Raw genomic sequence first — 21,202 nt, forward strand, 5'->3', positions numbered from 1 at the left:
TCACCCTCCCGTTCCGGGGTCCGCGGCCCCTGCGGGTCGTGTGCCGTGCCCGCCGTCCCGGTCCCCACCGCCGTCCTGGGCGCTCCGTGTCAGGCCACCGACGAGAGCGTCCGCGAGCAGCTCCGCGCGTTCCGCGGAGAGCCCCAGCTCCATTCCCCGTTTCTGGGCGAGCTCGCGCAGCTTGCCCAACTGGGCGCCGGAGACCGGTTCCGGGTCCGGGTCCGGAACGGACTGGACCGCCTCCCGCCTCCTTCTGAACCGGAACATGTTCCTGGTCCGGTCCGCCGTCTGTACGGCGACGTGCTGAAGGACGGAGGTGGTCACCGCCAAGGCCACCCCCGACAACACGCCGACAACGGTCTCCAGCCCCATACCGACAGGGTCCTGAACCGTCACCGCACGGCGGGGAACCGGCCGGGCGAAGAACGCCTCGGCGGTCTGCTCGAAGAGCTCCAGCTCCTCCGGCGCGAGGTCGGCCACCGCCGAACGGGCAAGCCGAGCGGTCTGCTCACGGTCGTGGTGATGGCGCAACACCGACACCTCCGCTCCGGGCGGGCGCCGTCCGTGCCGACTGCCCTCGAAGTTCCATCTGGCGCCATCCCGGCGGGAGTTGTCAACGCCAACGCCGTCTTCGGGCACGGCCGGCACGGAGGGCAGCGCGCGGGAGATGCGCACGATGAGGTCGGGGTACATGGCCTCCGCCGAGCGGAACGCCAGGGCGGCCCTGGTGCTCTGTTCGTCACCCGCGGGCGCCTCGCGCGCGCGGTCCTCCGCCGCGGCCCTGAGCATGACGGCGAGGCCGGACACCACGGCGTCGCGCTCCGGCTCTCCGTTCTGCTTGGCCTGCCGGTACGCCGCCGCGCGTACGTCGTCGTTGTAGTAGGCGCGCAGCTTCAGTATCCAGTCGTACGCGCTCGTGATCCGTGACATCAGACGCTGCTCGGGGGTCGCGTACCACGGCGTGGGGAGGAGCAGCGCGTCGCCTGCCCCGGTGACGGGGTGACACACGAGGCGCCACAGGGGACGCAGGGCCAGGACGAGCAGCCCTGTCCGCAGCGGACCGCGGCCCACGGACATGTCGGCGCTCCCCCCGGAACCACGGCGGAAACCGGCGCCCAGGAGACGGCCGAACGCCTCCGCGCGCCGTTCCTCGTCGAGGCCGGCATCGCCACGCGCGGCCACGTGGGCCGCCGCACCGCCGGTACGCCACCGGTCCGCGAGCATGCGGGGCGCCGCCGCGACACCGGCCGGACCGCCGTGACGTCCGCAGTGTCGTTCCTTGTGGTGCCACAGTTCGTGTCCCGCGATGACGACCTGGTGCAGCGGCGACGTGTCCGCCTCCACCACGATCAGATCGAAATCACCCATGTCGATCCAGAGACCACTGATGGTGCCCGCAGGCATCGGCTCGAACATCAGCCGCACTTCACGCCCCGAGCATGCCGTGATGTGCGCGCACATCGCCTGGAGCAGTTCGCGCGGGCTCTGCGGCACCGGCCGCCCGACCGCCATGAACAGCGCGTCGCGATAACGTCTCATCTCGCGGGAGGAACCGGCAACGGGTGCCAGGGGCGCCACGGCAGCGCCGAACACACCCATCGCCCTGCGGATCAGTCCAGCCCTTCGCACACCCCACCCCACGTCTCTCGGAACGGCAAGGGAGGCTCCGCAGCCGGGTGCCCTGCCTCAGATCCTGCCGAGCTGCCCGGGACAGAGGCAATGGATCATGTACCTCACCAAGCTGCGTGGCAGCTTGAAGACAGGGGAGCGAAATGGGTGATTTCCTATTGAACCACCATGAAGGCCCGGGGGCGGAGGGCATGTCCGAGGCGGACCTGGCCCTCTACGGCTGGGCACTCGATCATCCCGGCGTAGACCTGCACAGGGCGGCCGCAGACCTCGGCCTGAGCCCCGAACGGACGGCGGGTGCGGCGGCGCGGCTGCGTGGGGCGGGGCTGCTGCAGGCTACGGCCGACGGGTCGGGAACGGAGCAGGCGGTCGCCCCGGACATCGCCGCCGGCGGCCGCATCGCCTCCCTCGAAGCGGCGATCCGTCAGCAGCAGGCCGAGATCGCCCGCATCCAGCTGCAGGCCACCCGCTTCGCACCGGTCTATCAACTCCGGACCGAACGCGAGAACCACGCGGTGGAGGTGATACCCACCCTGAAGGAAGTCCGCGGCCGACTCAACCACATGGCCGCCCAGTGCCGCGGAGAACTGCTCACCAGCCAGCCCGGCGGCGGCGCCCGGAAGCCCGAGGTGCTGGAAGACGCCCTGGCCCGTGACCGTCCCCTTCTGGAACGCGGCGTCCGGCTGAGGACCCTGTACCACCACGCGGCCCGCTTCCACCGTCCCAGCCAGGCGTACGTGGCGGCCGCATCGGCTCTCGGCGCCGAGTACCGGACTCAGCACGAGCTGTTCGGCCGGGTCATCGTCTTCGACCGCGAAACGGCCTTCCTGCCGACGGCCGAAGATTCCGGGGGCGCGGTCGTGATCCGTGAACCCCACACCGTGGCCTACCTGTGCGGCCTGTTCGAGCGTGCCTGGGAAACGGCCGAGCCCTTCGCCGACGCCGGCGGCGAAGGGTTCGCGAAGGTGGCGGGCGAACTCGACCGTACGATCCTGAAGCTTCTCGGAGCGGGCCTCAAGGACGAGGCGATCGCACGCCGTCTCGGCATCTCCCTGCGCACCGCGCGCCGCCACATCGCGGACATCATGGAAGGGCTGGGCGCGGACAGCCGCTTCCAGGCCGGCGCCACCTGGGCCCGGGAGGGCCTCCTGCACGATGCGTAGAGCCACCCCCTGGCAGAGGCACTTTCGCGCAGCCGACCGTCCGCGCGCTGCGAGGCCCCCCGTGAAACCCGGCTCAGCCGCCCGAGGTGAACGTCACCGGCAGGCTCAGGGGGCCGCGGAGGCCGCCGGGGCGCCAGGGGATGTCCGCCGGGGGGACCGCGAGGGCGAGGCCGGGCAGGCGCCGCAGGGCCGTGCCGATGGCGATCCGACCCTCCAGACGGGCCAGCGGAGCGCCCAGGCAGTAGTGGAAGCCGTGCCCGAACGCCAGATGGGCGTTGTCCGGCCGGGTGATGTCCAGGCGGTCGGGATCCGGGAACCGCCCCGGGTCACGGTCGGCGACGGCCGAGCCGATCAGCACGGTCGCCCCGCGCGGGACGCGCACGCCTGCGATCTCCACCTCCTCGCGCGCGAAACGGGCGATGCCGGGGCTGACCGGACCGTCGTAGCGCAGGAACTCCTCGACCGCGTCCGGCAGGAGGCCGGGATCGGAGCGCAGCAGGTCGAGCTGGCCGGGGTGGGCGAGCAGCATGGCGATGCCGCCGCCGATCAGGTTGACCGTGGTGACGTAGCCGGCGACCAGCAGCAGGAACACCATCGCGACGAGCTCGTCCTCGGTCAGCCGCTGTTCCTCGTCCCGGGCGGTGACGAGGGCGCTGAGCAGGTCGTCGCCGTGCTCCGCTCGCTTGGCGCGGATGAGTTCGGTGACGTACGCGCGCATGTGCTGCCACGCCTCGTCCACCACGGCGGGGTCCGGCGGCTCGGCGCCCCGCATGATCATGCGGTCGGTCCAGTGCTGGAACTCGTGCCGCTCGTCCACCGGCACCCCGAGCAGTTCGCTGATCACCGTGACCGGGAGCGGCAGCGCGAAGTCCGCGACGAGGTCGGCGCGGCCGGCCGGCACGACCGCGTCCAGCAGCCGGTCGGCGACGGCCTGGATCCGCGGCCGCATCCCGGCCACGCGGTGGGCGGTGAACGCCTTCGAGACCAGGCGGCGCAGGCGCGTGTGGTCGGGCGGACCGCTGCGCAGCATGTTGCCCAGCATCGCCTCGCGCTCCGTGTCCGGCAGCTGCGCCAGGAGCCGGGTGTCCGAGGCGTCGCGTACGTCGCTGCTGAGGCGGGGGTCGGACAGGGCCGCGAGCGCGTCCGCGTAGCGGGTGACGAGCCAGGCCTCCAGGCCGCCCGCGATGACGACCCGGCGGACCGGGCCGTCCTCGCGCAGCCGCCGGTACAGCGGGAACGGGTCCGCGACGAAGGCCGGGTCTGCGTAGGGGAGAAGGACCGGCCCCTCGCTCATGACGCCTCCCGCACCGAGGAGCCGCCGCCGCGGATCGATTCCACCGGCGGCCGCTCGCGCAGCGCCCCGTACCCGATGAAGTAGGCCGGTACCCGGTTCAGCCACCGCGAGTCGGTGACGAGCTCCGTCAGCCGCTTCGCCCGCTGCGGGTGGCCGAACGCGGCGCGCCCGGCCAGCAGGGGCTCGATGACCTGGGCGTGGGCCAGGCGTTGCAGGGCCTGCGTCGCCACCGTCGTGGGCATGCGGCGGCGCTGGACGCGGCGTACGTCGTGCAGCCCCACGGTCCCCGCGCCCAGCGGTGCCACGAGGTAGCGGGCGGCGGCCACCGCGTCCTGTACGGCGAGGTTGATGCCGATGCCGAACACCGGCGACATGGCATGGGCGGCGTCGCCGATGCACAGCAGCCCGGGCCGGTGCCAGTGGCGCAGCCGGTCCAGCCGTACGTCGAGCAGCTTGACCTCGTCCCATGAGGTGACCGAGTGCGCCCGGTCGGCCAGCCACGGGACGGCCCGCGTGAACTGGGCCATGAACCGGTCCAGCCCTTCGGAGCGGCGCTGGGCATCCGTCCCCTTGGGGATGAGCCCCGCGCACTGCCAGTAGTCGCCGCGGTCGATGAGCGCGCTGAAGAACCGCTCGCCCAGGCCTCCCACGAGCCCGCTGGGATCGCCGTCGTGGCGCGGCAGCCGGAACCACCAGGCGTCCATCGGGCACGGAAAGCTCTCAAGACCGAGCTCGGGCAGCGCCCTGGCGAAGGATCCGCGGCCGTCGCAGGCCACCGTCAGCGTGGCCCTGAGCTCACCGGTGGCGCCGTCCGCGGTGCGGTACCGCACGCCCGCGACCCGGCCGCGCTCCATCAGGAAGGACATGGCCTCGGTGTTCATGCGCAGCCGGAAGGAAGGCTCCTTGCCCGCCTCGTCGGCGAGCAGGTCGAGCAGGTCCCACTGCGGCACCATCGCGATGTAGTTGTACTTCCCGCGCAGCGCCCCGATGTTCCCGACGGTGACGAGGGAGCGGTCCGGCCCGATGGGCAGCTGCACCGAGGTCACCCGCCGCTGCGGGAGCCGGGCGAACCGCTCGGCGAGGCCGATGTCGTCCAGCAGCGACAGGGTGGAGGGGTGCACGGTGTCGCCGCGGAAATCGCGCAGGAAGTCGCCGTGTTTCTCCAGCACGGTGACCTCCACCCCGGCCCGGGCCAGCAGCAGGGCCAGCACCATCCCGGCGGGCCCGCCTCCCACCACACAGCAGGCCGTACGCTCCACGGCAACCACTCCCTTCGCCGGCGTCGGGTGAGCCCACGACGACGTATACCCCACCAGCGGCGGCGGTCGCGGCAGCGCCCGGCGAGTCGGCCCGGCGCGGACCGTCTGCGACGACGAGCACGTCTGCTGTGTCCAGGACGTCGTGGTCGATCCGTTCGTCGTAGGGTGAGAGGCGGCTGAAGGAGGCCGGCGGCCGAGGTCGAGGGAGCCATGTATGACGCAGTACCTGATCTCGTTCGACGACGGCGCGATGACCTTCTCCGAGGAGGAGCTGCCCGAGCTGGTCGAGGCCTCGCACGCGGTGGTGCGGGAGGCCCAGGACGCCGGTGTGTGGGTCTTCGGCGGTGGACTGGAAAGGCAGCGGGCGAGCGTCGTGGCCACCGACGGGGCCGTCACCGACGGCCCGTACCCGGAGACCAAGGCGGTCCTCGGCGGCTTCTCGATCATCGACGTGCCCTCACGCGCGGACGCGCTGGAGTGGGCCGCCAAACTCGCTGCCGCGTGCCGCTGTGCGCAAGAGGTCCGGGAGATCATGACCGATCAGACCGTCTGACCGCCGCGTACGTGATCAGTGCCTGGTCGGCGTCTCTCTGCGCCCGCCCGGGACGCGGCCCGGGCGACGCGGCGGACCGGCTCCGCGGCCATGGCACGCGCCTGCGGTGGGCCGCGGGGCGGCGGATAGCGTGGGGGCATGGTGATGACGGGGAAGCGGCGGGTCCTGTACCGGCAGGGCAGTGGGTTCTGGCGGATGACGGCGAAGTGGGTTCTGGTCTTCGGGGCCCTGTACCTGCTGGACGGCGGGCTGCTCCGGTCGTGGGGCGACGCTCTGGTCGTGCCGATGATCGGGATCCTGCTGTGGGGGCCGTTCGGGGTCGGCGTCGTCTGGTACCCGAGGAAGGACCAGCGCGTCGAGCTGACGACACGTGAACTGCGGGTGCGGCGCAAGCGGCTGCCGATGGAGAAGGTGAACCTGCTGCACGTGGCGCGGCTGTGGCTGGAGGGGCGGTCGACCGCGGACGGCCGGCCGGTGCTTGAGTGGACACGGTCCGAGCGGGTGGTGTGGGTGCCGCTGCGGGACGGCCGGGCGTTCGGCGTGGAGTTCCGCGACCCGGCCGCGTTCGCCAAGGTCTTCGGAGACTTCGCGGTCGCGGCGTGCGGCGGGCCCGACATCGTCCGCGCGAGGGCCGCAGCGGAGACCTACCCGGATCCGCTCCCGATGCGGCCCCGCTCCACCGCCGACGACAGCTCCTGGCTGGACGTCCTGGACATCTTCAACTGACAGCCGGGAACGCCGGCAACAGGATGGGGGGCATGCCACTGCTTGTGGTCAACATCCACCGGGTTACGGGTCTGTCCCAGCGGACAGGTGGCCTGAACTGGTGCGCAACGGTGGCGGGAACCGCAGTCCCGGCTGGTAAGCGGCTTCCCCTGACGCCGTGCGCTTGGCGGTCGTGGGCGTCGCACCAGGCTGTGTGTGTAACAGGAAAGTATTAGGGGCGGTGAGGCGGAACGGTTCTCCGACCGGGCGGGTCATGGTGAACAGAAGCGCTCGCTCGTACCGACCCGCAGCGACCCGAGCGGCCCACACCGCCAACCGATTCCGAGGAAGCAACGATGCGCGTTCACAAGCTCACCTTCGCAGCCCTGGCCGTTGCCGCCGGTCTCACGCTCACGGCGTGCCAGAACGGCGAAGACGGCGCGGCACAAGGCGGCCCGTCGTCCGCGTCCTCCGCCGCCTCCACCCCGCCCTCCTCCTCAACCCCGTCCTCCCCGGGCGGCGGTTCGAGCCCGGGTGGTTCGGATCAGGGCGGCGGGAAGGGCTCCGCCGGGACGGGCTCCAACGGGAAGGGCACGGCTGCCGGTACAGGCTCCACCGGCTCCACCGAGAACGCCAAGGCCGACAAGTGCCGCACCGACGACCTGGAGATCACGGCGATCGACAGCACCATCGGCGGCGACACCGACGGTACCGTCGCGGTCCAGCTGAAGAACCGCGGCAGCCGGGACTGCACGCTCTCCGAGTACGCGGGCGTCGACCTGAAGACCAGCGCGGGGTCGCTGTCCGCGCAGCGCACCGGCGAGCACCCCGGACCGGCCGTCCTCAAGAAGGGCGCGGCGATCTCCTTCGGCGTCACCTACCCGCTCAACACGTCGGGCGGCTCCGGCGTCCGCGTCACGGGGCTCGTCGTGACCCCGCCGGACGAGACGAAGTCGGTCACCCTCGCCTGGCCGGGCGCCGCCACGCTGCCCGTCACGGACGGCACCGGCTCCCCGGTCAAGGTCGGCCCGATCGGAAGCGCCGGCCAGGGCGGCTGACGCGCAGGAGCGTCGGCCGGCTCCCGGCGGGGTTCATGGACCGGCCACGCTGCGCACGAGGGCGCCCGAGCCCCCCTCGGGTAGCCGCGCGAGCATCACGTACGTGACCCGTACCGGCATCCTGTTCGGTGTTCGAGTCGGCTGGACTGGGATTGACCCTCGACCTGGTGGAGGGCACAGGGTTCTGGGTGTGGAGAGCGAGATGCGCAGTATCGGTGAGATGGCCCGGGACAGTGGGCTGAGCGTGAGTGCCCTGCGGTTCTACGACGGCGCGGGTGTGCTGGTCCCGGCCTGGGTGGATCCGGTGAGCGGCTACCGCTGGTACGGCCCGGAGCAGCTCGAGGAGTCCCGGCTGCTGGCGCGGCTGCGCCGGGCCGGTATGCCGTTGGCGGACATCAGGCTGGTACTGGCCGGGTGGTCCGGTGCGGACACCGGCCTGGTGCGCAAGCTGCTCCAGGCGCACCTGCGCCGTCTCGAACTGGGACTGTCCGATGCCCGCAGCGAGTTCTCCACGATCCGATCGCTACTCGAACACAGGGAGAACCCCATGACTTCGCCCCTCACCACGACCGTCCGCTCCGCTGTCTCCGCACGGGAGCTGGCAGCCGCGCTGGACGCCGTCCGCTTCGCCGCCAGTACCGATCCGGAGCTGCCGGTGCTCGGCGGTGTCCTGTTCGACATCGAGGGCGACGAGCTGCGCGTCGTGGCCACCGACCGGTACCGGATGGCTGTCGCACAGACCGGTACCAGCGGGCACGGCGGGCCCCGTGTCCAGGCCGTCGTGCCGTCGCCGCTCGCCGACGCCATGCGTGCGCTGCTGGGTGACGACGCGTCCGTACACCTCACGGTGGACGGTGACCGGGTGGCCCTGGAGGCGGGGGACCGTCAGGTGGCCGGCCAGTGCCTCGCCCACGACTTCCCCGACTACCGTCGCCTCCTCCGCCTGCCGGCGGGGCGTCGTGCCCTCGTCGACGTGCCGGCGTTCCGGAAGGCGGTGGAGACCGGCCCCGTCCGTGCGAGCGAGGTGCGTGATCACGACGCCGTGTCGCGTGAACTCAGCGTGCTCAAGGTGACGGCCGACGGTGTGGTGACCGTCTGCGAAGACGGTGACGACGACAAGGACCAGGTCGCCGTCAACCGCGAGTTCCTGCTGCACGCCCTCGCCGCCGGAGCCCGGGACCACCTGGTCCTGGAGTTCGGCGCCCCTACCGCACCCCTGGCGATCCGCCGGACCGACACCGAGGACACCTTCTCGATACTGATGCCGGTCCGGCTGGAGAGCTAGGCCGACAGGACCTAGGGGCCGCCCGGAGGTGACCGGCGGGGTGTACTTCGGGGTACACGCACGCCCAGTACGGCGAGTCGTTGCGCACCGAAGAGACCTGGTTGTTCCACTGCGTTGAGTAGCAGGTCCAGCTCGCCATCGACCTGCGCGACAACGACCCGGTACGGCTGGAACTCGCGGAGGACGCGATACGCAACACCATGTCCAAGATCGTCGAGCAGCGTGGTGTGGGGCTCGCCGTGTCCGTGGACACCCGGTCACAGCCGGCCCGGGTGGACGACGCACTGACGAAGGCCATCGCCGACAGCGCCACGGAACTGGGTCTCCCCTGGCAGGCGCTGCCCAGCGGCGCCGGACACGATGCCCAGATCGTGGCGGGGAACGCCCCGATCGGAATGATCTTCGTCCCGAGCATCAACGGGCTCAGCCACGTCCCGGAGGAGGACACGGCCACGGCCGACCTGGCCGCGGGCGCCGAGGTCCTCTTGAGCACGGCCCTCAGGCTGTGACGCCGCCCCCCTCCTGAGACGTGCCCCCGCGCCAGCCCCGGGGTGGGCGGTGGGGCGAGGTGCGGGGAGCCGGGTGCGGTCCCCGGTCCACGCGCGCTCAGCGCCGCGCCGCCGACGCACAGCGGAGTTGACCGCGGGGACGGCTTCGGGTCTCCTGCTGGGATGTCCACTTCGACCTACGCCTCTCCTGACCGCGTATGACCGGGTGGTGTGGTGGAGACGCACGTGAAGACGGCCCCGGCGTCTGGTGGCCCGCACGGCGCAGAGATACGAGGCGGTCCAGCCGCGACCCAGGCCCGCCCCGACGCCCCGGCGCGTAGAACATTCACATGGGTCGGTGCGTACCGAGACGACGGCACCGTGAGCAAGGGCCGCCTGCCCTTCCCGTACTGGAACGGCTTGTGCATGGCCGTGTCGCGGGCGACGGTCTCCGCCTTACGATCTTCCCCATGTCGATCACATCCTCTTCCATACCTGTCCTGCAAGGGCGTGCGGCCGCTGTTCTGAGCTGGAAGCAGGGCGAGCTGGTTCTGGAGCGACGCGGCGAGACGTTGGAGATCCCGGCCAGGGCGGTCGCCCGCGTCCATGCCGAGGCGCGGTGCGTGACGGTCGAGTTGAGGGTGCTTGCGGGGGCGACGCCGTCCGTCCATCGGATCGAGGACGTGAGCGAGGCGGCGGCCGTCGTCTTCGCGGACGCCGTGAACGCGTTGCTGCCCGACCCGGTCGAGGAGGTCGACGGCGGGGCCCTGGTCGTGGTGCGCTCCTTCGCCAGAACCAGGTTGCAGAAGTTCCGGCGCACACTCGCGTGGTGTGTGCTCGGGGCGCTGGGCGGGGTCGTCGGCCTGTCCGTGGCCCTCACCGCCACGGCGGACGGTCCCGACGCGCAGGGCAGCGCTGTCGCCAGCGGGATCCTCGGTGGCCTCACCGTCCTGCTCATCGGGCTCTGCGTGCTGTTCACGGGGCCGTCGTTCCACGAGCGCCGCCTGCGCCGGCACGGCGTGACGGTCTTCGCGGTGCGGACCGACAGACCGAGGGTGTACCAGTACGCGGACAGCACCGGTACGACCCGTTACCTCTCGTATGTGAGTGCCGCACCGTCCGAACAGGTCAGTTACAACCCGCAGGACACGTCGGACGTGCTCGTACTCCGGACTCCGTTCGCACGGTTCCTCGACATCTCGGTGGCTTGGCTCTCCGCCCTCGCCGGGCTCTGCACCGCCCCGCTGACGATCTGGCTGGCCGTCAGCGCGCTCGGCTGACCCACGCGCGGGAGTCCGACATCCGGCCCGCGGGCAGCGGATGAAAACACGTTGGCCGGTCCGCCACGGAGCTGCGACGATGCCCCCTGTTTCGCTAGCGGAGGACATTTGTTCGTTTTCGTGTGTGCCGGGTGCGGCGCCAGGCTGACCATCCCGCTGTCCCAGGTCGCTCTGCCGGCCCACGCCCATCAGAAGTACGGGAACGGGATTCAGCTCCCGGTGCTCATGGAGTCGGGCACGTTCGCCGTGGAACCGGAGCCCTGGGGGCCACCGTGGCGGAGGTGGGAGGATATCGGTCCAGACGAGGCGGCGGCCCGCGGCATTTACGCTCCTGTCTACGCCTTGTCCGATGCCGAGTCCGGCACGATTGTTATCGCCCCGGGGGATGCGCGCGGCACCGTGCTCGTCCCGGAGGAAGCCGGCGGCTACTGCTGCGGCCTCGACTGGGGTGACGGCCCCAACATGGCCTGCGAGGCGTGCGGCCTGCCCGTGGCGAGCCGGATCGACGACTGCTCACTCTGGCAGGCGGTCTGGCTCGCGCCGGACGCCGTGCACCGCCTCCCCGTCGACGAGGCCGACACCGCAACGCTCTCCTGGGCGGAAGTATTGGTGGAGGGCAAAGCCACACCCCCGATCGTGCCGATCGCCAGATGGGGTTCGCTGCTCGGGTTGGACCACTGGTGGTCATGGAACCCGCAATGGGAGGCGGCAGCCGGCCGGGCCCTGGCCCACCTGCTGGCAGCCTCGGACGGCCAGCCGGTGACCGTCCCGCACGGCCTGATCGCGGAAGTCTTCCAACGCACCCTCGACGCCCTGCTGCCCGCGGTCCAGCCCGCGCGGCGCGCCGTTCTGGCCGGACCGGGACTGTCCGTCCCCGAAATGGACGCCGACATCATCCTCGTGCCGATCCACCCGCAGACGGGGGAACCCTGGAGCCCGGCCGGCCCGGCCGCATCGGCGTACCCCGTGCCGCTGCCGTTCGGCGTGTGGATGTGGATGGCCTTCCCCGAACCAGGCCTACCCCTCCCCGCCTCGGGAACCATGCCCGACGGCGTCCTCCGCGACGACCCGCCCACACCGCGTCCCCATCACCTGTTCCGGGCCGACTCGGGCACCTTCCGGCACACGCTGGTCCGGTTGCCCGCCGTCCGAAGTCCGTGGCTGCGCGAGATCCTCGAGAACCTCACGCACCACATGCGCGCCGGCCTCTTCTAGCCGACTGACAGAGGATGCCGGTACCCGCTCTCCGGGGCTGCCGCAATCGAACAGCTGACGAACCCGCCGAAGAGGCACGCGTTAGACGTGCACCTCGGACGGGAAGCCGGTCCAGCGCAGCTCGGGGGGCAGATGCCCCATGTCGTTGGAGATGAGGACAGAGGCCGGCCGAACGGGCGCGTACCGGATGACCGTGAGTGCGGCGTTGCCGTGGTTGAGGCCGAGCCAGCGCCATTGCGGCGCGTGCATGGCGTCCCGGACGAGCCAGGCGACCAGGAAGTTGTGGGTGACGACCAGTTCGTGCCGGTCCTCCTCACCCTCCACCGGCCCGGTGAACACGTCCAGCGCCTGCCGGGCCAGCGCAGGTCCGTGCTCCCGCTCCTCCTCAGAGGCACCGGCGAGAAAGCGGAGGAAGAAGTCTGCGGATTCTGCCGGAAGCTCGTCCCTCACTGGCGTGTAAGGAACGTAGTCACCAGCGACTTCCGAGACGCGCAGGGGAACGTTCTCGAGCTGGTCGCCGATCAGACGTGCGGTCTGCTCTGCCCGGGGCAGCGGGCCATGGTGAACCGCTGCGAGAGGGATGCCCCGGAGCCGCCGGCCGAGCAGCACGGCTTGCCGCCGGCCGCCTTCCGTCAGCCCGCTCTCCTCCGACGCTGCCTCACCGTGCCGAACCAGATAGAGGTAACGAGTAGCCGTGCCGGTCATCGCGAACTCCTCTGCGCCCACTAACGATCTTGCGCATCAAGGGACGCTGCATCCTCCGGCGCCGGTTCCCGGCGAGGGACTTCCGAGTTCGGTGTGGACGACGACCCCACCGAACGGTCAGAAGGTGCCCCACCGTCGGCCGGGCGGTCGGCGAGTTCGCGGGCGGCCAGCCGGAGTTCGCCGAGCCGCATGATCTCGGGGTGGGTCCACGGTTCATCGGCCTCAGCTACCTGCTCGCGCCGCAGGCCACCGCCCCCGACTTCGGCATTCCGACCTGGCCGCAGCACGACGGCGCCGCCTTCCTCGCGGTCAAGGGCGTGCGGGACATCGCGACGGGCCTGGTCGTCCTGGCGCTGCTGCTCACCGGACACCGGCGGGCGCTCGGCTGGGCGATGGCGGCGATCGCCTTCGTTCCCGCCGGCGACATGGTGATCGTCCTGACCAGCGGCGGACCCGCGGGCACGGCGTACGGGGTCCACGGGTTCACGGCCCTGGCCGTCGCGGTCACCGCCGGGCTGCTGCTGCGCGAACGCCCGTCCGCAACGACAAGGACGGCGACGGCATCGCCTGCGACAAGTAACCCCAACTCCCGTGCGGCCGAACGGCAGGTTCGGCCCCACGAGGTGGCGTGACGGAGTTCACGGCCGGTCCGGGACGCCGAGCGGCACGGTGAACCGCGACTGCCAGCCTTCCTCCGTCAGCACCACCAGCTGGACCGCCGCCGCACGGGTGCGCAGCGGCAGCAGGCTGCCGATCGCGGCGCGGACACGGGCGGCAGCCGTCGGGTCGTCCGCACCCATGGCGACCGTGACATGGGCGGCGGGCCGCGCCCCGAAGCGGCCCCTGTACGGGCGCAGCCCGGGCCACTGGGCGCGGAACGCGTCGACGATCGGCTGGAGCCCCGGAACGGTGACGGCGACGGAGCCGGACGCCGTCACGACCTCCTCCAAGAGCAGATCAGCTGCCGGGGAACTCGCCGCGAGGGAACGCACGTCCTTCTCGTCCTGACCTGTCAGCGCCGATTCCGGCACGAACGGGTAGAGGAGCGAGACGTGCGCCGGCACCCCACGACGCACCAGAGCCGGGTCGATACGCGACGCGGCATCGAGGAGCGGGGCGGCATCGGGCAGGACGATGACGACGGCAGTGGTCCCTGGCTCTGGCACGCCGTCATCATCGCAGGCCGGGCAAGATCCGGAAGAGACGGCCTGGAAGCCCTGGATGGCTAGGCTCTGGTGTTGTCGAGCCGTTCGATGCGCGCCACGTTTTCCCGGTCCTCGGGGTCCGTGCTCGCCGCGGCGGCGAACCAGGCGTCGAGGATCTCCTTGAGGAGCGGTTCCGAGGTCAGGCGCAGGCTGAGGGCGAGTGCGTTGGCGTCGTTCCAGCGGCGCGCACCGTTCGCGGTGTAGGCGTCCGTGCACAGGGCCGCGCGTACGCCGGGCACCTTGTTCGCGGCGATCGACGCGCCCGTACCGGTCCAGCAGCACACGACTGCCATGTCGGCGTTTCCGGCGGCGACCTCGCGGGCCGCCGCTTCCGAGCAGGCGGCCCACTGCGGATCGTCGCCGGGGCTCAGCGCCCCGTACGCCACCACGTCGTGTCCGCGGTCGCGCAGTTGCCCGAGGAGGGCGCGAGCCACGGGTTCGTCCATGTCCGAGGAAACACAGATCCGCATGCCCCGACACTATCGGCCCCGGCCGCCCCGCCTCGCGGGCATCATGCGGAGCGCCCATGCTGAGTAGGAGGGCGCCGTCGTCCTGAGACTTGTCCTTCCGAGGGCCGAACGAAGGCGCCTGAGAGGAGGAGGAAGTCATGCGCTTGCGAAGAATCCTGGGCCTCGCCCTGGCCGCGGCAACCCTTGCAGGCATGAGCGCCGTCGGCGCTGTCAGCACCGCGGCCGCCTCGTCTCCGAACATCAGCAGGGACGACTGCACGGCCGCCGACGGGCAGATCACAGGACGCCCTTACGGCGGCTACGTCTGCACGCTGCCTGACGGGACCACACAGGCGATCACTTGATCAGCTGATCAGCCGCCGCACGGCCGGGTGACCAGCCCGACCGGTGCGCCCGGCGTGGTGCGTACGGGGCGACGGCCCCGGATCCCGTGCGGGGTGGATCGCCCACGCCCGTCTCGACACCGCCACTCGTGATCGTGGACGCCGACCGCCTCGAAGCCCGGGCCGTCACCGCTTCGAGGCGGTCCGCGACGTCGTGAACACCGCGCTCACGGTCGTCCACCGTCCCGTCTGAGCCCAGACCGCCCCCTCCGCCCCCTCCGCCCCTCCGCCCCCTCCGGGACCACGAGACGGGCACAACAGCACGACCACGGAGCCGACCGGCACGCCGCACCGCCGGTCGGCTTCGCCGTGCTCATCGACGACCCCGGGGAGGACTCCGCCCTTCGGCCCATCAAGGGCACCGGCCAGAACGCCGAAAAGGATCAAGCGGAGTCGCCCCACCCCAGCGTTCCGGCACTCCTCCGCGCCCCAGGCCGCCCCGATGACGGCGGTTCCGTACCCCGGCCGCCAGGCCCGGAGGAGATCCCGCATGCGCGTCATCCTGCCCTTGACCGCCGTCACCACCGCCGCGCTCCTGCTCGTCACGGTCACCGGTGCGACTCCCGCCACGGCAGACCGGAACCCCGACGGCACACCACTGACCAAGGTGTCCCACGGCGACCCGTACGCGGACTGCACCATCGGCGCGAGGTCCCCCGACAGCATCGTCTACCCGGGCACCGAGGTCGAGCCGTACCTGTCGGTCGATCCGCGCGACCCCAAGCGAGTCGTCACCGTCTTCCAGCAGGACCGCTGGAACGACGGCGGCGCCCGTGGCCTGGCGGCCGGCTGGACCACGGACGGCCACACCTTCCACCGGAGCACGCTGCCGTTCAGCCTGTGTGCCCCCGGCGGCGCGGACTACGAACGGGCCTCCGACCCCTGGGTGAGCACCGGACCGGACGGCACCGTCTACGCCGGTGGGGAGGGCGTCGACTTCACGAGGAGCACGCGCAGCGCCCTCCTGACCGCCACCTCCCGCGACGGCGGCCGTACCTGGCAGAACCTCACCACCACGCACGTCGACGAAGAGCCCTTCTTCAACGACAAGCCCTCGCTCACCGCCGACCCGGTCCGCGAAGGCACCGCCTACCAGGTCTGGAACCGACTCGACAACGACCCGCCCGGCCCCAGTTCCCTCGACGGTCCGGGCTACATCACCCTCACCCGCGACGGAGGCCGGACCTGGAGCAAGGCCCGGCCGTTCGTCGACACCAGCAGCGTGCCCAACACCCAGACCATCGGCCATCTGATCGTCGTCGACCGGCGCACCGGCACCCTGTACGACTTCTTCGACCGGATCACCTACTCCGACGACCTGAGCACCGTCGTCGAAGCCCGCTACCAGGTGGTCACCTCGGCCGACGCCGGAGAGACGTGGAGCGCCCCGGTCACCGTGGCCCGGGACACCTCCGTACCGGAGGTCGACCCGAACGACCCCACCAGACTGCTGCGCGCCGCGGCCACGCTGCCCAGCCCGGCCGTCGACCCCAGGACAGGCACGCTGTACATGGCCTACGAGGGCTCGGACTTCTCCGGCGGCAGGTTCGACTCCGTCCAGCTCGTGCGCTCCACCGACGGCGGACGCACCTGGGGGACCCCCGAACTGATCAGCCCGGAAGGCGTGCCGGCCTTCTCACCGTCGATCGCGGTCGACGAGCGGGGCACCGTCGCGCTCACCTACTACGACCTGCGCTTCCTCAAGCCGGGCGACACCACCACCCTGCCCACCGCCTACCAGCTGGCCACACTGCCGCACGGAGACCCGAAGCTCCGGACGGAACGGCGGATCTCGCGGGTCTTCGACTGGCTGCAGGCGCCGTTCGCCGGGGGCTACTTCCTCGGCGACTACCAAGGCCTGGTGGCGGACGGCAAGGGAGTACGGGCGGTGCTCACCCAGACCCACTCCGGCGCACCACACAACCGTACGGACGTGTACACCAGCAGTCTCGGCACCCGCTGACCGGCCCGACCGACGACGGCCGCAGTACAAGGGCCCTGCGCCGGGACCTGCCATGCTGAGCGGGTTCGATTCGATCCTCACGCCTTGGAGGTTTGATGCGTGCAGGCGTCGTTGTCGCCGCGCAGCCCGGTGTGGAGGACCTCGCCGTGCGGGCCGAGGAGTTGGGCCTGCACAGCTTCTGGGTCAACGACACCCCCATGGTCCACGGCGACCCCTTCGTCGCCTTGAGCCTGTGTGCGAAGGCCACCAGCCGCATCAGGCTCGGCATCGGCGTGACCTCACCGGCGCTGCGCTCGGCCCCGGCCGCCGCGAGCGGGCTCGCCAGTCTCAACGCTCTGGCGCCGGGCCGGATCATCTGCGGAGTCGGTACCGGAAACACCGCCCGGCGCACCCTGGGCCTGCGGCCGGCCACGGCGGCCGGGCTGGAGGACTTCACCGTCGCACTGCAGGACCTGTGCGCCGGACGTCCGACCGAGTACCGCGAAGGTGACCGGGTCCGCGACATCCGGTTCCTGCACGCCGGGGCGCACGTGAACACCGCCGACCCGGTCGAGTTCGTCGTGGCCGCGCTCGGACCGAAGGCCGCCGCCGTCGCCGGCCGCCGCGGCACCGGCCTGATCTCCTTCGGCCTGCTGGACTCCACCGCCTGGCACGCGCTGCACGACACCCGCCGCCACGCCGCCCAGGGCACACCCCGCGACCCCGACTCCCACACGGACTCCTACCTGGTCACTTCGCTCCACCTGCTCGACGAGGACGAGGACCCCCACGGCGACGCGGCCCGGGACGCGACGGGCCACCTCGTCCTGTCGCTGCTGGCCTTCGCCGCCGACACGGCCGCCGACGCACCCGCCTTCGCCGACCAGCTCGGCCCAGAGGAACGCGAGGCGGTGCGAAAGCTCCTCGACCGGCGCGGCACCACCGCCACCGCGCCGGACCGGCACACCAAGCTCTACCCCAACTACCTCGGACGCATCGCGCCGCAGGACCGGGACCTGGTCGTGCCCTCACTGATGAACACCCTGGCCCTGGTCGGCACCCGCGACGACCTCCTCGCCCGCATCACCACCCTGGAGCAGGCCGGCGTCGACGAACTCCTCATCCAGCCGGTGATCGACGCGCCCACCGAGATGGCCCTGCTCGCGGAACTCCTCACCTGAGCTGACCCACCTGCCGCACACCCGTGACCTGTACCTACAAGATCACCAAGGCTTTGCATACGCGCACGGGCCCCGTCACCAGCGGACGGCGGTGAGGTCGACCGGCCGGGGCCGCAACAGCCCGGTGCGCTCCGCCAGCGTTGTCAACCGCCGGGACATCTCGTCGGCGGGCAGCCGACGGCGGTCGCCGTGGCCCGGCAGGACCCATTCGAACCGGAGCCGTCCGGCCGTCCTGGCCAGTGAGGCGGCCAACTCCTCAATGGAGTACCAGGTCACGCTTTCCGCGACTTCCAGGTCACCGGTGGTGCGTGACCAGTAGAAGCTGTCCCCGCTGAAGCAGTACCGGTCATCCGCGAGGTAGAGCACACTGCCCCGGGTGTGGCCGGGCAGCGGGTGGACGGTGACCCCCTCACCGATCTCCAGAGGTTCGAGGCCGCGGATCACCTGGTCCGCGTCCGGCGCCGCATCGAGGTCGCCCTCGTGGATCCACAGCCGGGCGCCGAAATGGTCCGCGTAACGGCGGCCGTGCGCGGCGTGGTCGCGGTGGGTGAGCAGCACATCGGTGACCGGGCCCAATGCTGCGTAACGCTCGGCGAGTTCAGGACTCCAGCGCGGCGTGTCGATCATCATGACGGTGCGGGAGGGCCGCAGAAGCAAGTAGGAATTGGCCCCGGCAGTGTGCTGTGAGTTGTGCCCGCACAACAGTACGCCGCTGTCCAAGGCCATCGGAAAGGGATCGAGCCGACGGTCCGGTTGCCCGGAGGTGGGGCGGATCGAGCGGGTGGGGCAGGCGAAGACGGCTGCGTGTAAGCGCCGCGTCTCCGCTTCATCGCGCGGCGGGCGCAGGATCTGGGACCTTCCGTCAGCCTCGCCGATCAGATCGGGCGCGAGCTGTCGTGCGACATCGCAGTTGAAGCAACGGTCGTCCACGTACCAGCCGTCCACGGCGGGTCTCCTTCCTGGGGAAACGACCCCCGATCAGGGCCGTCTTCCAGGGATACCCCACCCCCGGCCGGAACCGGTAGGCCCTGCCGGCCTTGTGCTTCCGGACCCGACGCGTTCTCCCCGACCCGCGCGACGCCCGGGTCACGTAGCCGAACACGCCCTCGGAACGACCGTGCGCGAGGTCGTAAGTCCCGTGCCGCGCATGAAGATTTCATGATCGGACCAACCCGGCACACGGTTTGATCATCTTCCTGGCCGAGTCCGTCACCACCCCCGAGGTGACGGCTCGCGATCGAGGAGGTCCGCACCCCCTATGAGGCCCCGCAAACGCCGCGCAGACCGCGCCGGTAGTACGGACGACAGCGGAAGCCCGGAGCAGAGGGAAGGCCCGAAGCGCACACGGCGCCCTCGTGGCCGGGCGAAGAGCCGTAGGAGAGCCGCCCGGAAGGCCCGTCGCCCCCTCATCGACTTCCCCAGACGCGGCCGGCGGGGCTGGCGGCGCTGGACGCCCTCCTGGAAGCTGGCCTCCGGCCTGTTCCTGCTCTTCGCCGGCGCCCTCGCCGGGCTCTTCACCGCCATCTACATACAGGTCAAGATCCCCAACCCGCATGACTCCGCGAGCCGGCAGGGCACCGTCTACTACTGGGCGGACGGCAGCCGGATGGTGAGCGTCGGCGATGTGAACCGGCAGGACGTGAAGCTCTCCGAGGTGCCCGAATCCGTCCAGAGCGCCGTCATCGCGGCGGAGAACGCGGACTTCTACAGTGATTCGGGCGTCTCGGTGACGGGCATCGGCCGCGCCGCCGTCAACATCGTCAAGGGCAAGGAGACCCAGGGCGGCTCGACGATCACCCAGCAGTACGTGAAGAACACGTATCTGAGCCAGGACCAGACCGTCGAGCGAAAGATCAAGGAACTCTTCCTGTCCCTGAAGGTCAGCAACCAGCAGACCAAGACGGAGATCCTCGAGGGGTATCTCAACACCTCTTGGTTCGGCCGCGACGCGTACGGCGTCCAGGCAGCCTCGTACGCGTACTACGGCATCCCCGCCAAGGAGCTGAACCCCAGTCAGGGCGCTCTGCTGGCCGCTGTCCTCAAGGGCGCGGAGAGCTTCGACCCGGCCCTCAGCGGCGCCAACCGCCAACGCGCCGAAGACCGCTGGAGCTGGATCCTGGACCGTCAGGTCGACACGGGTTCGATGAGCGCCGAGGAACGCGCGAAGTACACGAAGTTCCCCGAGCCGAAGCCCCCCGTCAAGCCGACCAGCCAGGCCGGGCAGACCGGCTACCTCGTCGACATCGCCAACAAGTACCTCAAGAGCCGCGGCGGGATCACGGACAAGGATCTGGCCGGTGGGGGCTACAGCGTCCACACCACCTTCGAGAAGGACAAGGTGCTCGCGCTGACCAAGGCCGTCGAGCAGGTGCGCGCGGACCGGCTGGACCCGAGGCAGCGCGCGGAGGACCAGTACGTGCAGGTCGGCGCCGCCTCGATACGCCCCAAGGACGGAGCGATCGTCGCGGTCTACGGCGGCTCCGACGCGGTCGAGCACTTCACCAACAACGCGGACACCTCGGGCGTGCCCGCGGCCTCGGCGTTCAAGCCCTTCGTGTACGCCGCCGCTCTGGAGCAGGAGCTCGAAGGCAGGGAACGCCCGGCCGAGGTCTCTGACCCGGACCCCCGCGAACCCAGGCCGGCGGGGCCGCCGACGGCATCCGCGGGCCTCCACTCGGCCCTGGTGGACTCCGGCCACACGCCGTTCGTGGAGACCGGCAAGAAGATCGGGCTGAAGAAGGTCAAGGATCTCGCGGTCGCGTCGGGACTGCGCGAGGAGAGCATGGCCAAGCTGGAGCCGACCTTCTCCATCGGTACCTCCACCCCCAGCGCCGTCCGGCTGGCCAGCGCCTATACGACGTTCGTCAACCAGGGCCGGGCCACCGAACCCTACTCGGTGACCAAGGTCGAGTGGAACGGCGCCGCGGTGGACGGCTTGGGCCAGCCCAAACCGCGGCGGGCCATGAGCTCCGAGGCGGCCGCGATGGTCAGCGCGGCGCTCCGCCAGGTGAGCTGGAGCACCGTCGGACCGCCGCAGGGCCAGCGGAACCAGCTTCCGTCCTGGGCGGGCAAGACCGGTCCGAACGACCGTATGAACTCGGCCTGGTTCATCGGCGCGACGCAGGAACTGAGTACTTCGGTCGCGATGTTCCGTACGAAGCCCGACGTCCCGCAACTGCTGCCCATGCAGGGTGTGGGCGGCCCCGATTCCGAGCGGGGCAGCGCCTTCCCGCCGCTGATCTGGAAGGCCTACAACGAGGCGGCGGTGCCCGCGTCGCCGTCCCCGGCGGATGGTCCCCGCGACCGCCCCTGACGGTCGCGTAGCGCGGGACGTTCTCCGTCGTCGGTCCGGGGCACGATCGGCACGATCGTGCCCCGGACCGACGG

Annotated in this window: 21 protein-coding genes; 13 read left to right on the forward strand and 8 right to left on the reverse strand. The window is 71.2% G+C overall.

The window, feature by feature from the left end; genetic code table 11:
- Entirely contained in the window at positions 1 to 1,599 is a 1,599-nt protein-coding gene (locus tag OOK31_RS36745) for a DUF6545 domain-containing protein (protein WP_267091771.1), read from the reverse strand.
- Positions 1,600 to 1,820: 221 nt separating this feature from the next.
- On the opposite strand from OOK31_RS36745, the gene OOK31_RS36750 reads away from it, so the two are divergent.
- Positions 1,821 to 2,792: a LuxR C-terminal-related transcriptional regulator gene (locus tag OOK31_RS36750; protein WP_267091772.1), complete on the forward strand. Its 972-nt coding sequence runs from the start codon at positions 1,821 to 1,823 to the stop codon at positions 2,790 to 2,792.
- 73 nt (positions 2,793 to 2,865) lie between these two features.
- Here the strand turns inward: OOK31_RS36750 and OOK31_RS36755 are convergent, their stop codons facing one another.
- Positions 2,866 to 4,086 carry a cytochrome P450 gene (locus tag OOK31_RS36755; protein ID WP_267091773.1) on the reverse strand — a complete coding sequence of 407 codons (1,221 nt, stop codon included), beginning with the start codon at positions 4,084 to 4,086 and terminating at the stop codon, positions 2,866 to 2,868.
- Positions 4,083 to 5,345 carry an FAD-dependent oxidoreductase gene (locus OOK31_RS36760; RefSeq protein ID WP_267091774.1) on the reverse strand — a complete coding sequence of 421 codons (1,263 nt, stop codon included), beginning with the start codon at positions 5,343 to 5,345 and terminating at the stop codon, positions 4,083 to 4,085. The genes OOK31_RS36755 and OOK31_RS36760 overlap by 4 nt, the downstream gene beginning before the upstream one ends.
- Before the next feature lie 214 nt (positions 5,346 to 5,559).
- Between OOK31_RS36760 and OOK31_RS36765 the strand changes: the two genes are divergently transcribed.
- The 4 genes from OOK31_RS36765 (at position 5,560) to OOK31_RS36780 (ending at position 8,946) form a co-directional block, all read left to right on the forward strand.
- Positions 5,560 to 5,898 carry a YciI family protein gene (locus OOK31_RS36765; protein ID WP_267091775.1) on the forward strand — a complete coding sequence of 113 codons (339 nt, stop codon included), beginning with the start codon at positions 5,560 to 5,562 and terminating at the stop codon, positions 5,896 to 5,898.
- A 138-nt stretch (positions 5,899 to 6,036) separates the two neighbouring features.
- Positions 6,037 to 6,624 (forward strand): hypothetical protein, encoded by a 588-nt coding sequence (locus OOK31_RS36770; protein ID WP_267091776.1) that lies wholly within the window; start codon positions 6,037 to 6,039, stop codon positions 6,622 to 6,624.
- A 335-nt stretch (positions 6,625 to 6,959) separates the two neighbouring features.
- On the forward strand, positions 6,960 to 7,661 hold the full coding sequence (locus OOK31_RS36775) for a DUF4232 domain-containing protein (protein ID WP_267091777.1): 702 nt from the start codon (positions 6,960 to 6,962) through the stop codon (positions 7,659 to 7,661).
- Positions 7,662 to 7,863: 202 nt separating this feature from the next.
- Positions 7,864 to 8,946 (forward strand): MerR family transcriptional regulator, encoded by a 1,083-nt coding sequence (locus tag OOK31_RS36780; protein WP_267091778.1) that lies wholly within the window; start codon positions 7,864 to 7,866, stop codon positions 8,944 to 8,946.
- Here OOK31_RS36780 and OOK31_RS39610 read toward each other — a convergent pair.
- Positions 8,867 to 9,244, reverse strand: a complete 378-nt coding sequence (locus OOK31_RS39610) for a peptidase inhibitor family I36 protein (RefSeq protein ID WP_353962699.1) — start codon at positions 9,242 to 9,244, stop codon at positions 8,867 to 8,869. The genes OOK31_RS36780 and OOK31_RS39610 overlap by 80 nt on opposite strands.
- On the opposite strand from OOK31_RS39610, the gene OOK31_RS36785 reads away from it, so the two are divergent.
- From OOK31_RS36785 to OOK31_RS36795, 3 genes are all read left to right on the forward strand, one after another.
- Positions 9,147 to 9,455, forward strand: coding sequence for a M20/M25/M40 family metallo-hydrolase (locus OOK31_RS36785; protein WP_267091779.1), 309 nt, complete (start codon positions 9,147 to 9,149; stop codon positions 9,453 to 9,455). The genes OOK31_RS39610 and OOK31_RS36785 overlap by 98 nt on opposite strands.
- A 449-nt stretch (positions 9,456 to 9,904) precedes the next feature.
- A complete protein-coding gene (locus tag OOK31_RS36790) occupies positions 9,905 to 10,714 on the forward strand; it encodes a hypothetical protein (RefSeq protein WP_267091780.1) in 810 nt (269 codons plus the stop codon).
- A 108-nt stretch (positions 10,715 to 10,822) separates the two neighbouring features.
- On the forward strand, positions 10,823 to 11,929 hold the full coding sequence (locus tag OOK31_RS36795) for a hypothetical protein (RefSeq protein WP_267091781.1): 1,107 nt from the start codon (positions 10,823 to 10,825) through the stop codon (positions 11,927 to 11,929).
- 81 nt (positions 11,930 to 12,010) lie between these two features.
- Here the strand turns inward: OOK31_RS36795 and OOK31_RS36800 are convergent, their stop codons facing one another.
- Positions 12,011 to 12,634, reverse strand: a complete 624-nt coding sequence (locus OOK31_RS36800; protein WP_267091782.1) for a histidine phosphatase family protein — start codon at positions 12,632 to 12,634, stop codon at positions 12,011 to 12,013.
- Positions 12,635 to 12,834: 200 nt separating this feature from the next.
- Between OOK31_RS36800 and OOK31_RS36805 the strand changes: the two genes are divergently transcribed.
- A complete protein-coding gene (locus OOK31_RS36805; RefSeq protein WP_267091783.1) occupies positions 12,835 to 13,266 on the forward strand; it encodes a DUF4267 domain-containing protein in 432 nt (143 codons plus the stop codon).
- A gap of 6 nt (positions 13,267 to 13,272) precedes the next feature.
- On the opposite strand, the gene OOK31_RS36810 is transcribed toward OOK31_RS36805, so the two are convergent.
- Both OOK31_RS36810 and OOK31_RS36815 read right to left on the reverse strand, forming a co-directional pair.
- The gene (locus OOK31_RS36810) at positions 13,273 to 13,800 is read right to left on the reverse strand and encodes a 2'-5' RNA ligase family protein (RefSeq protein WP_267091784.1); all 528 of its coding nucleotides are present in this window, start codon (positions 13,798 to 13,800) and stop codon (positions 13,273 to 13,275) included.
- Between the two features lie 59 nt (positions 13,801 to 13,859).
- Positions 13,860 to 14,309, reverse strand: coding sequence for an RpiB/LacA/LacB family sugar-phosphate isomerase (locus OOK31_RS36815; protein ID WP_267091785.1), 450 nt, complete (start codon positions 14,307 to 14,309; stop codon positions 13,860 to 13,862).
- Positions 14,310 to 14,446: 137 nt separating this feature from the next.
- Between OOK31_RS36815 and OOK31_RS36820 the strand changes: the two genes are divergently transcribed.
- From OOK31_RS36820 to OOK31_RS36830, 3 genes are all read left to right on the forward strand, one after another.
- Positions 14,447 to 14,653, forward strand: coding sequence for a hypothetical protein (locus OOK31_RS36820; protein ID WP_267091786.1), 207 nt, complete (start codon positions 14,447 to 14,449; stop codon positions 14,651 to 14,653).
- Between the two features lie 529 nt (positions 14,654 to 15,182).
- Positions 15,183 to 16,655 carry a sialidase family protein gene (locus OOK31_RS36825; RefSeq protein WP_267091787.1) on the forward strand — a complete coding sequence of 491 codons (1,473 nt, stop codon included), beginning with the start codon at positions 15,183 to 15,185 and terminating at the stop codon, positions 16,653 to 16,655.
- A gap of 95 nt (positions 16,656 to 16,750) precedes the next feature.
- Entirely contained in the window at positions 16,751 to 17,815 is a 1,065-nt protein-coding gene (locus OOK31_RS36830; protein WP_267091788.1) for an LLM class flavin-dependent oxidoreductase, read from the forward strand.
- 75 nt (positions 17,816 to 17,890) lie between these two features.
- Here the strand turns inward: OOK31_RS36830 and OOK31_RS36835 are convergent, their stop codons facing one another.
- On the reverse strand, positions 17,891 to 18,760 hold the full coding sequence (locus OOK31_RS36835) for an MBL fold metallo-hydrolase (protein WP_267091789.1): 870 nt from the start codon (positions 18,758 to 18,760) through the stop codon (positions 17,891 to 17,893).
- A 313-nt stretch (positions 18,761 to 19,073) separates the two neighbouring features.
- Between OOK31_RS36835 and OOK31_RS36840 the strand changes: the two genes are divergently transcribed.
- Positions 19,074 to 21,128, forward strand: a complete 2,055-nt coding sequence (locus tag OOK31_RS36840; RefSeq protein ID WP_267091790.1) for a transglycosylase domain-containing protein — start codon at positions 19,074 to 19,076, stop codon at positions 21,126 to 21,128.
- Positions 21,129 to 21,202 lie beyond the last annotated feature (74 nt).

It is taken from the genome of Streptomyces sp. NBC_00249, assembly GCF_026342355.1.
In the GTDB taxonomy this organism is placed as follows: domain Bacteria; phylum Actinomycetota; class Actinomycetes; order Streptomycetales; family Streptomycetaceae; genus Streptomyces.

Coding starts and splice junctions, on each gene's coding strand:
- OOK31_RS36745 (WP_267091771.1), bottom strand. CDS start 1,599: ATGGGTGTGTTCGGCGCTGCCGTGGCGCCCCTGGCACCCGTTGCCGGT.
- OOK31_RS36750 (WP_267091772.1), top strand. CDS start 1,821: ATGTCCGAGGCGGACCTGGCCCTCTACGGCTGGGCACTCGATCATCCC.
- OOK31_RS36755 (WP_267091773.1), bottom strand. CDS start 4,086: ATGAGCGAGGGGCCGGTCCTTCTCCCCTACGCAGACCCGGCCTTCGTC.
- OOK31_RS36765 (WP_267091775.1), top strand. CDS start 5,560: ATGACGCAGTACCTGATCTCGTTCGACGACGGCGCGATGACCTTCTCC.
- OOK31_RS36770 (WP_267091776.1), top strand. CDS start 6,037: ATGGTGATGACGGGGAAGCGGCGGGTCCTGTACCGGCAGGGCAGTGGG.
- OOK31_RS36775 (WP_267091777.1), top strand. CDS start 6,960: ATGCGCGTTCACAAGCTCACCTTCGCAGCCCTGGCCGTTGCCGCCGGT.
- OOK31_RS36780 (WP_267091778.1), top strand. CDS start 7,864: ATGCGCAGTATCGGTGAGATGGCCCGGGACAGTGGGCTGAGCGTGAGT.
- OOK31_RS36785 (WP_267091779.1), top strand. CDS start 9,147: ATGTCCAAGATCGTCGAGCAGCGTGGTGTGGGGCTCGCCGTGTCCGTG.
- OOK31_RS39610 (WP_353962699.1), bottom strand. CDS start 9,244: ATGGCCTTCGTCAGTGCGTCGTCCACCCGGGCCGGCTGTGACCGGGTG.
- OOK31_RS36790 (WP_267091780.1), top strand. CDS start 9,905: ATGTCGATCACATCCTCTTCCATACCTGTCCTGCAAGGGCGTGCGGCC.
- OOK31_RS36800 (WP_267091782.1), bottom strand. CDS start 12,634: ATGACCGGCACGGCTACTCGTTACCTCTATCTGGTTCGGCACGGTGAG.
- OOK31_RS36815 (WP_267091785.1), bottom strand. CDS start 14,309: ATGCGGATCTGTGTTTCCTCGGACATGGACGAACCCGTGGCTCGCGCC.
- OOK31_RS36820 (WP_267091786.1), top strand. CDS start 14,447: ATGCGCTTGCGAAGAATCCTGGGCCTCGCCCTGGCCGCGGCAACCCTT.
- OOK31_RS36825 (WP_267091787.1), top strand. CDS start 15,183: ATGCGCGTCATCCTGCCCTTGACCGCCGTCACCACCGCCGCGCTCCTG.
- OOK31_RS36830 (WP_267091788.1), top strand. CDS start 16,751: ATGCGTGCAGGCGTCGTTGTCGCCGCGCAGCCCGGTGTGGAGGACCTC.
- OOK31_RS36840 (WP_267091790.1), top strand. CDS start 19,074: ATGAGGCCCCGCAAACGCCGCGCAGACCGCGCCGGTAGTACGGACGAC.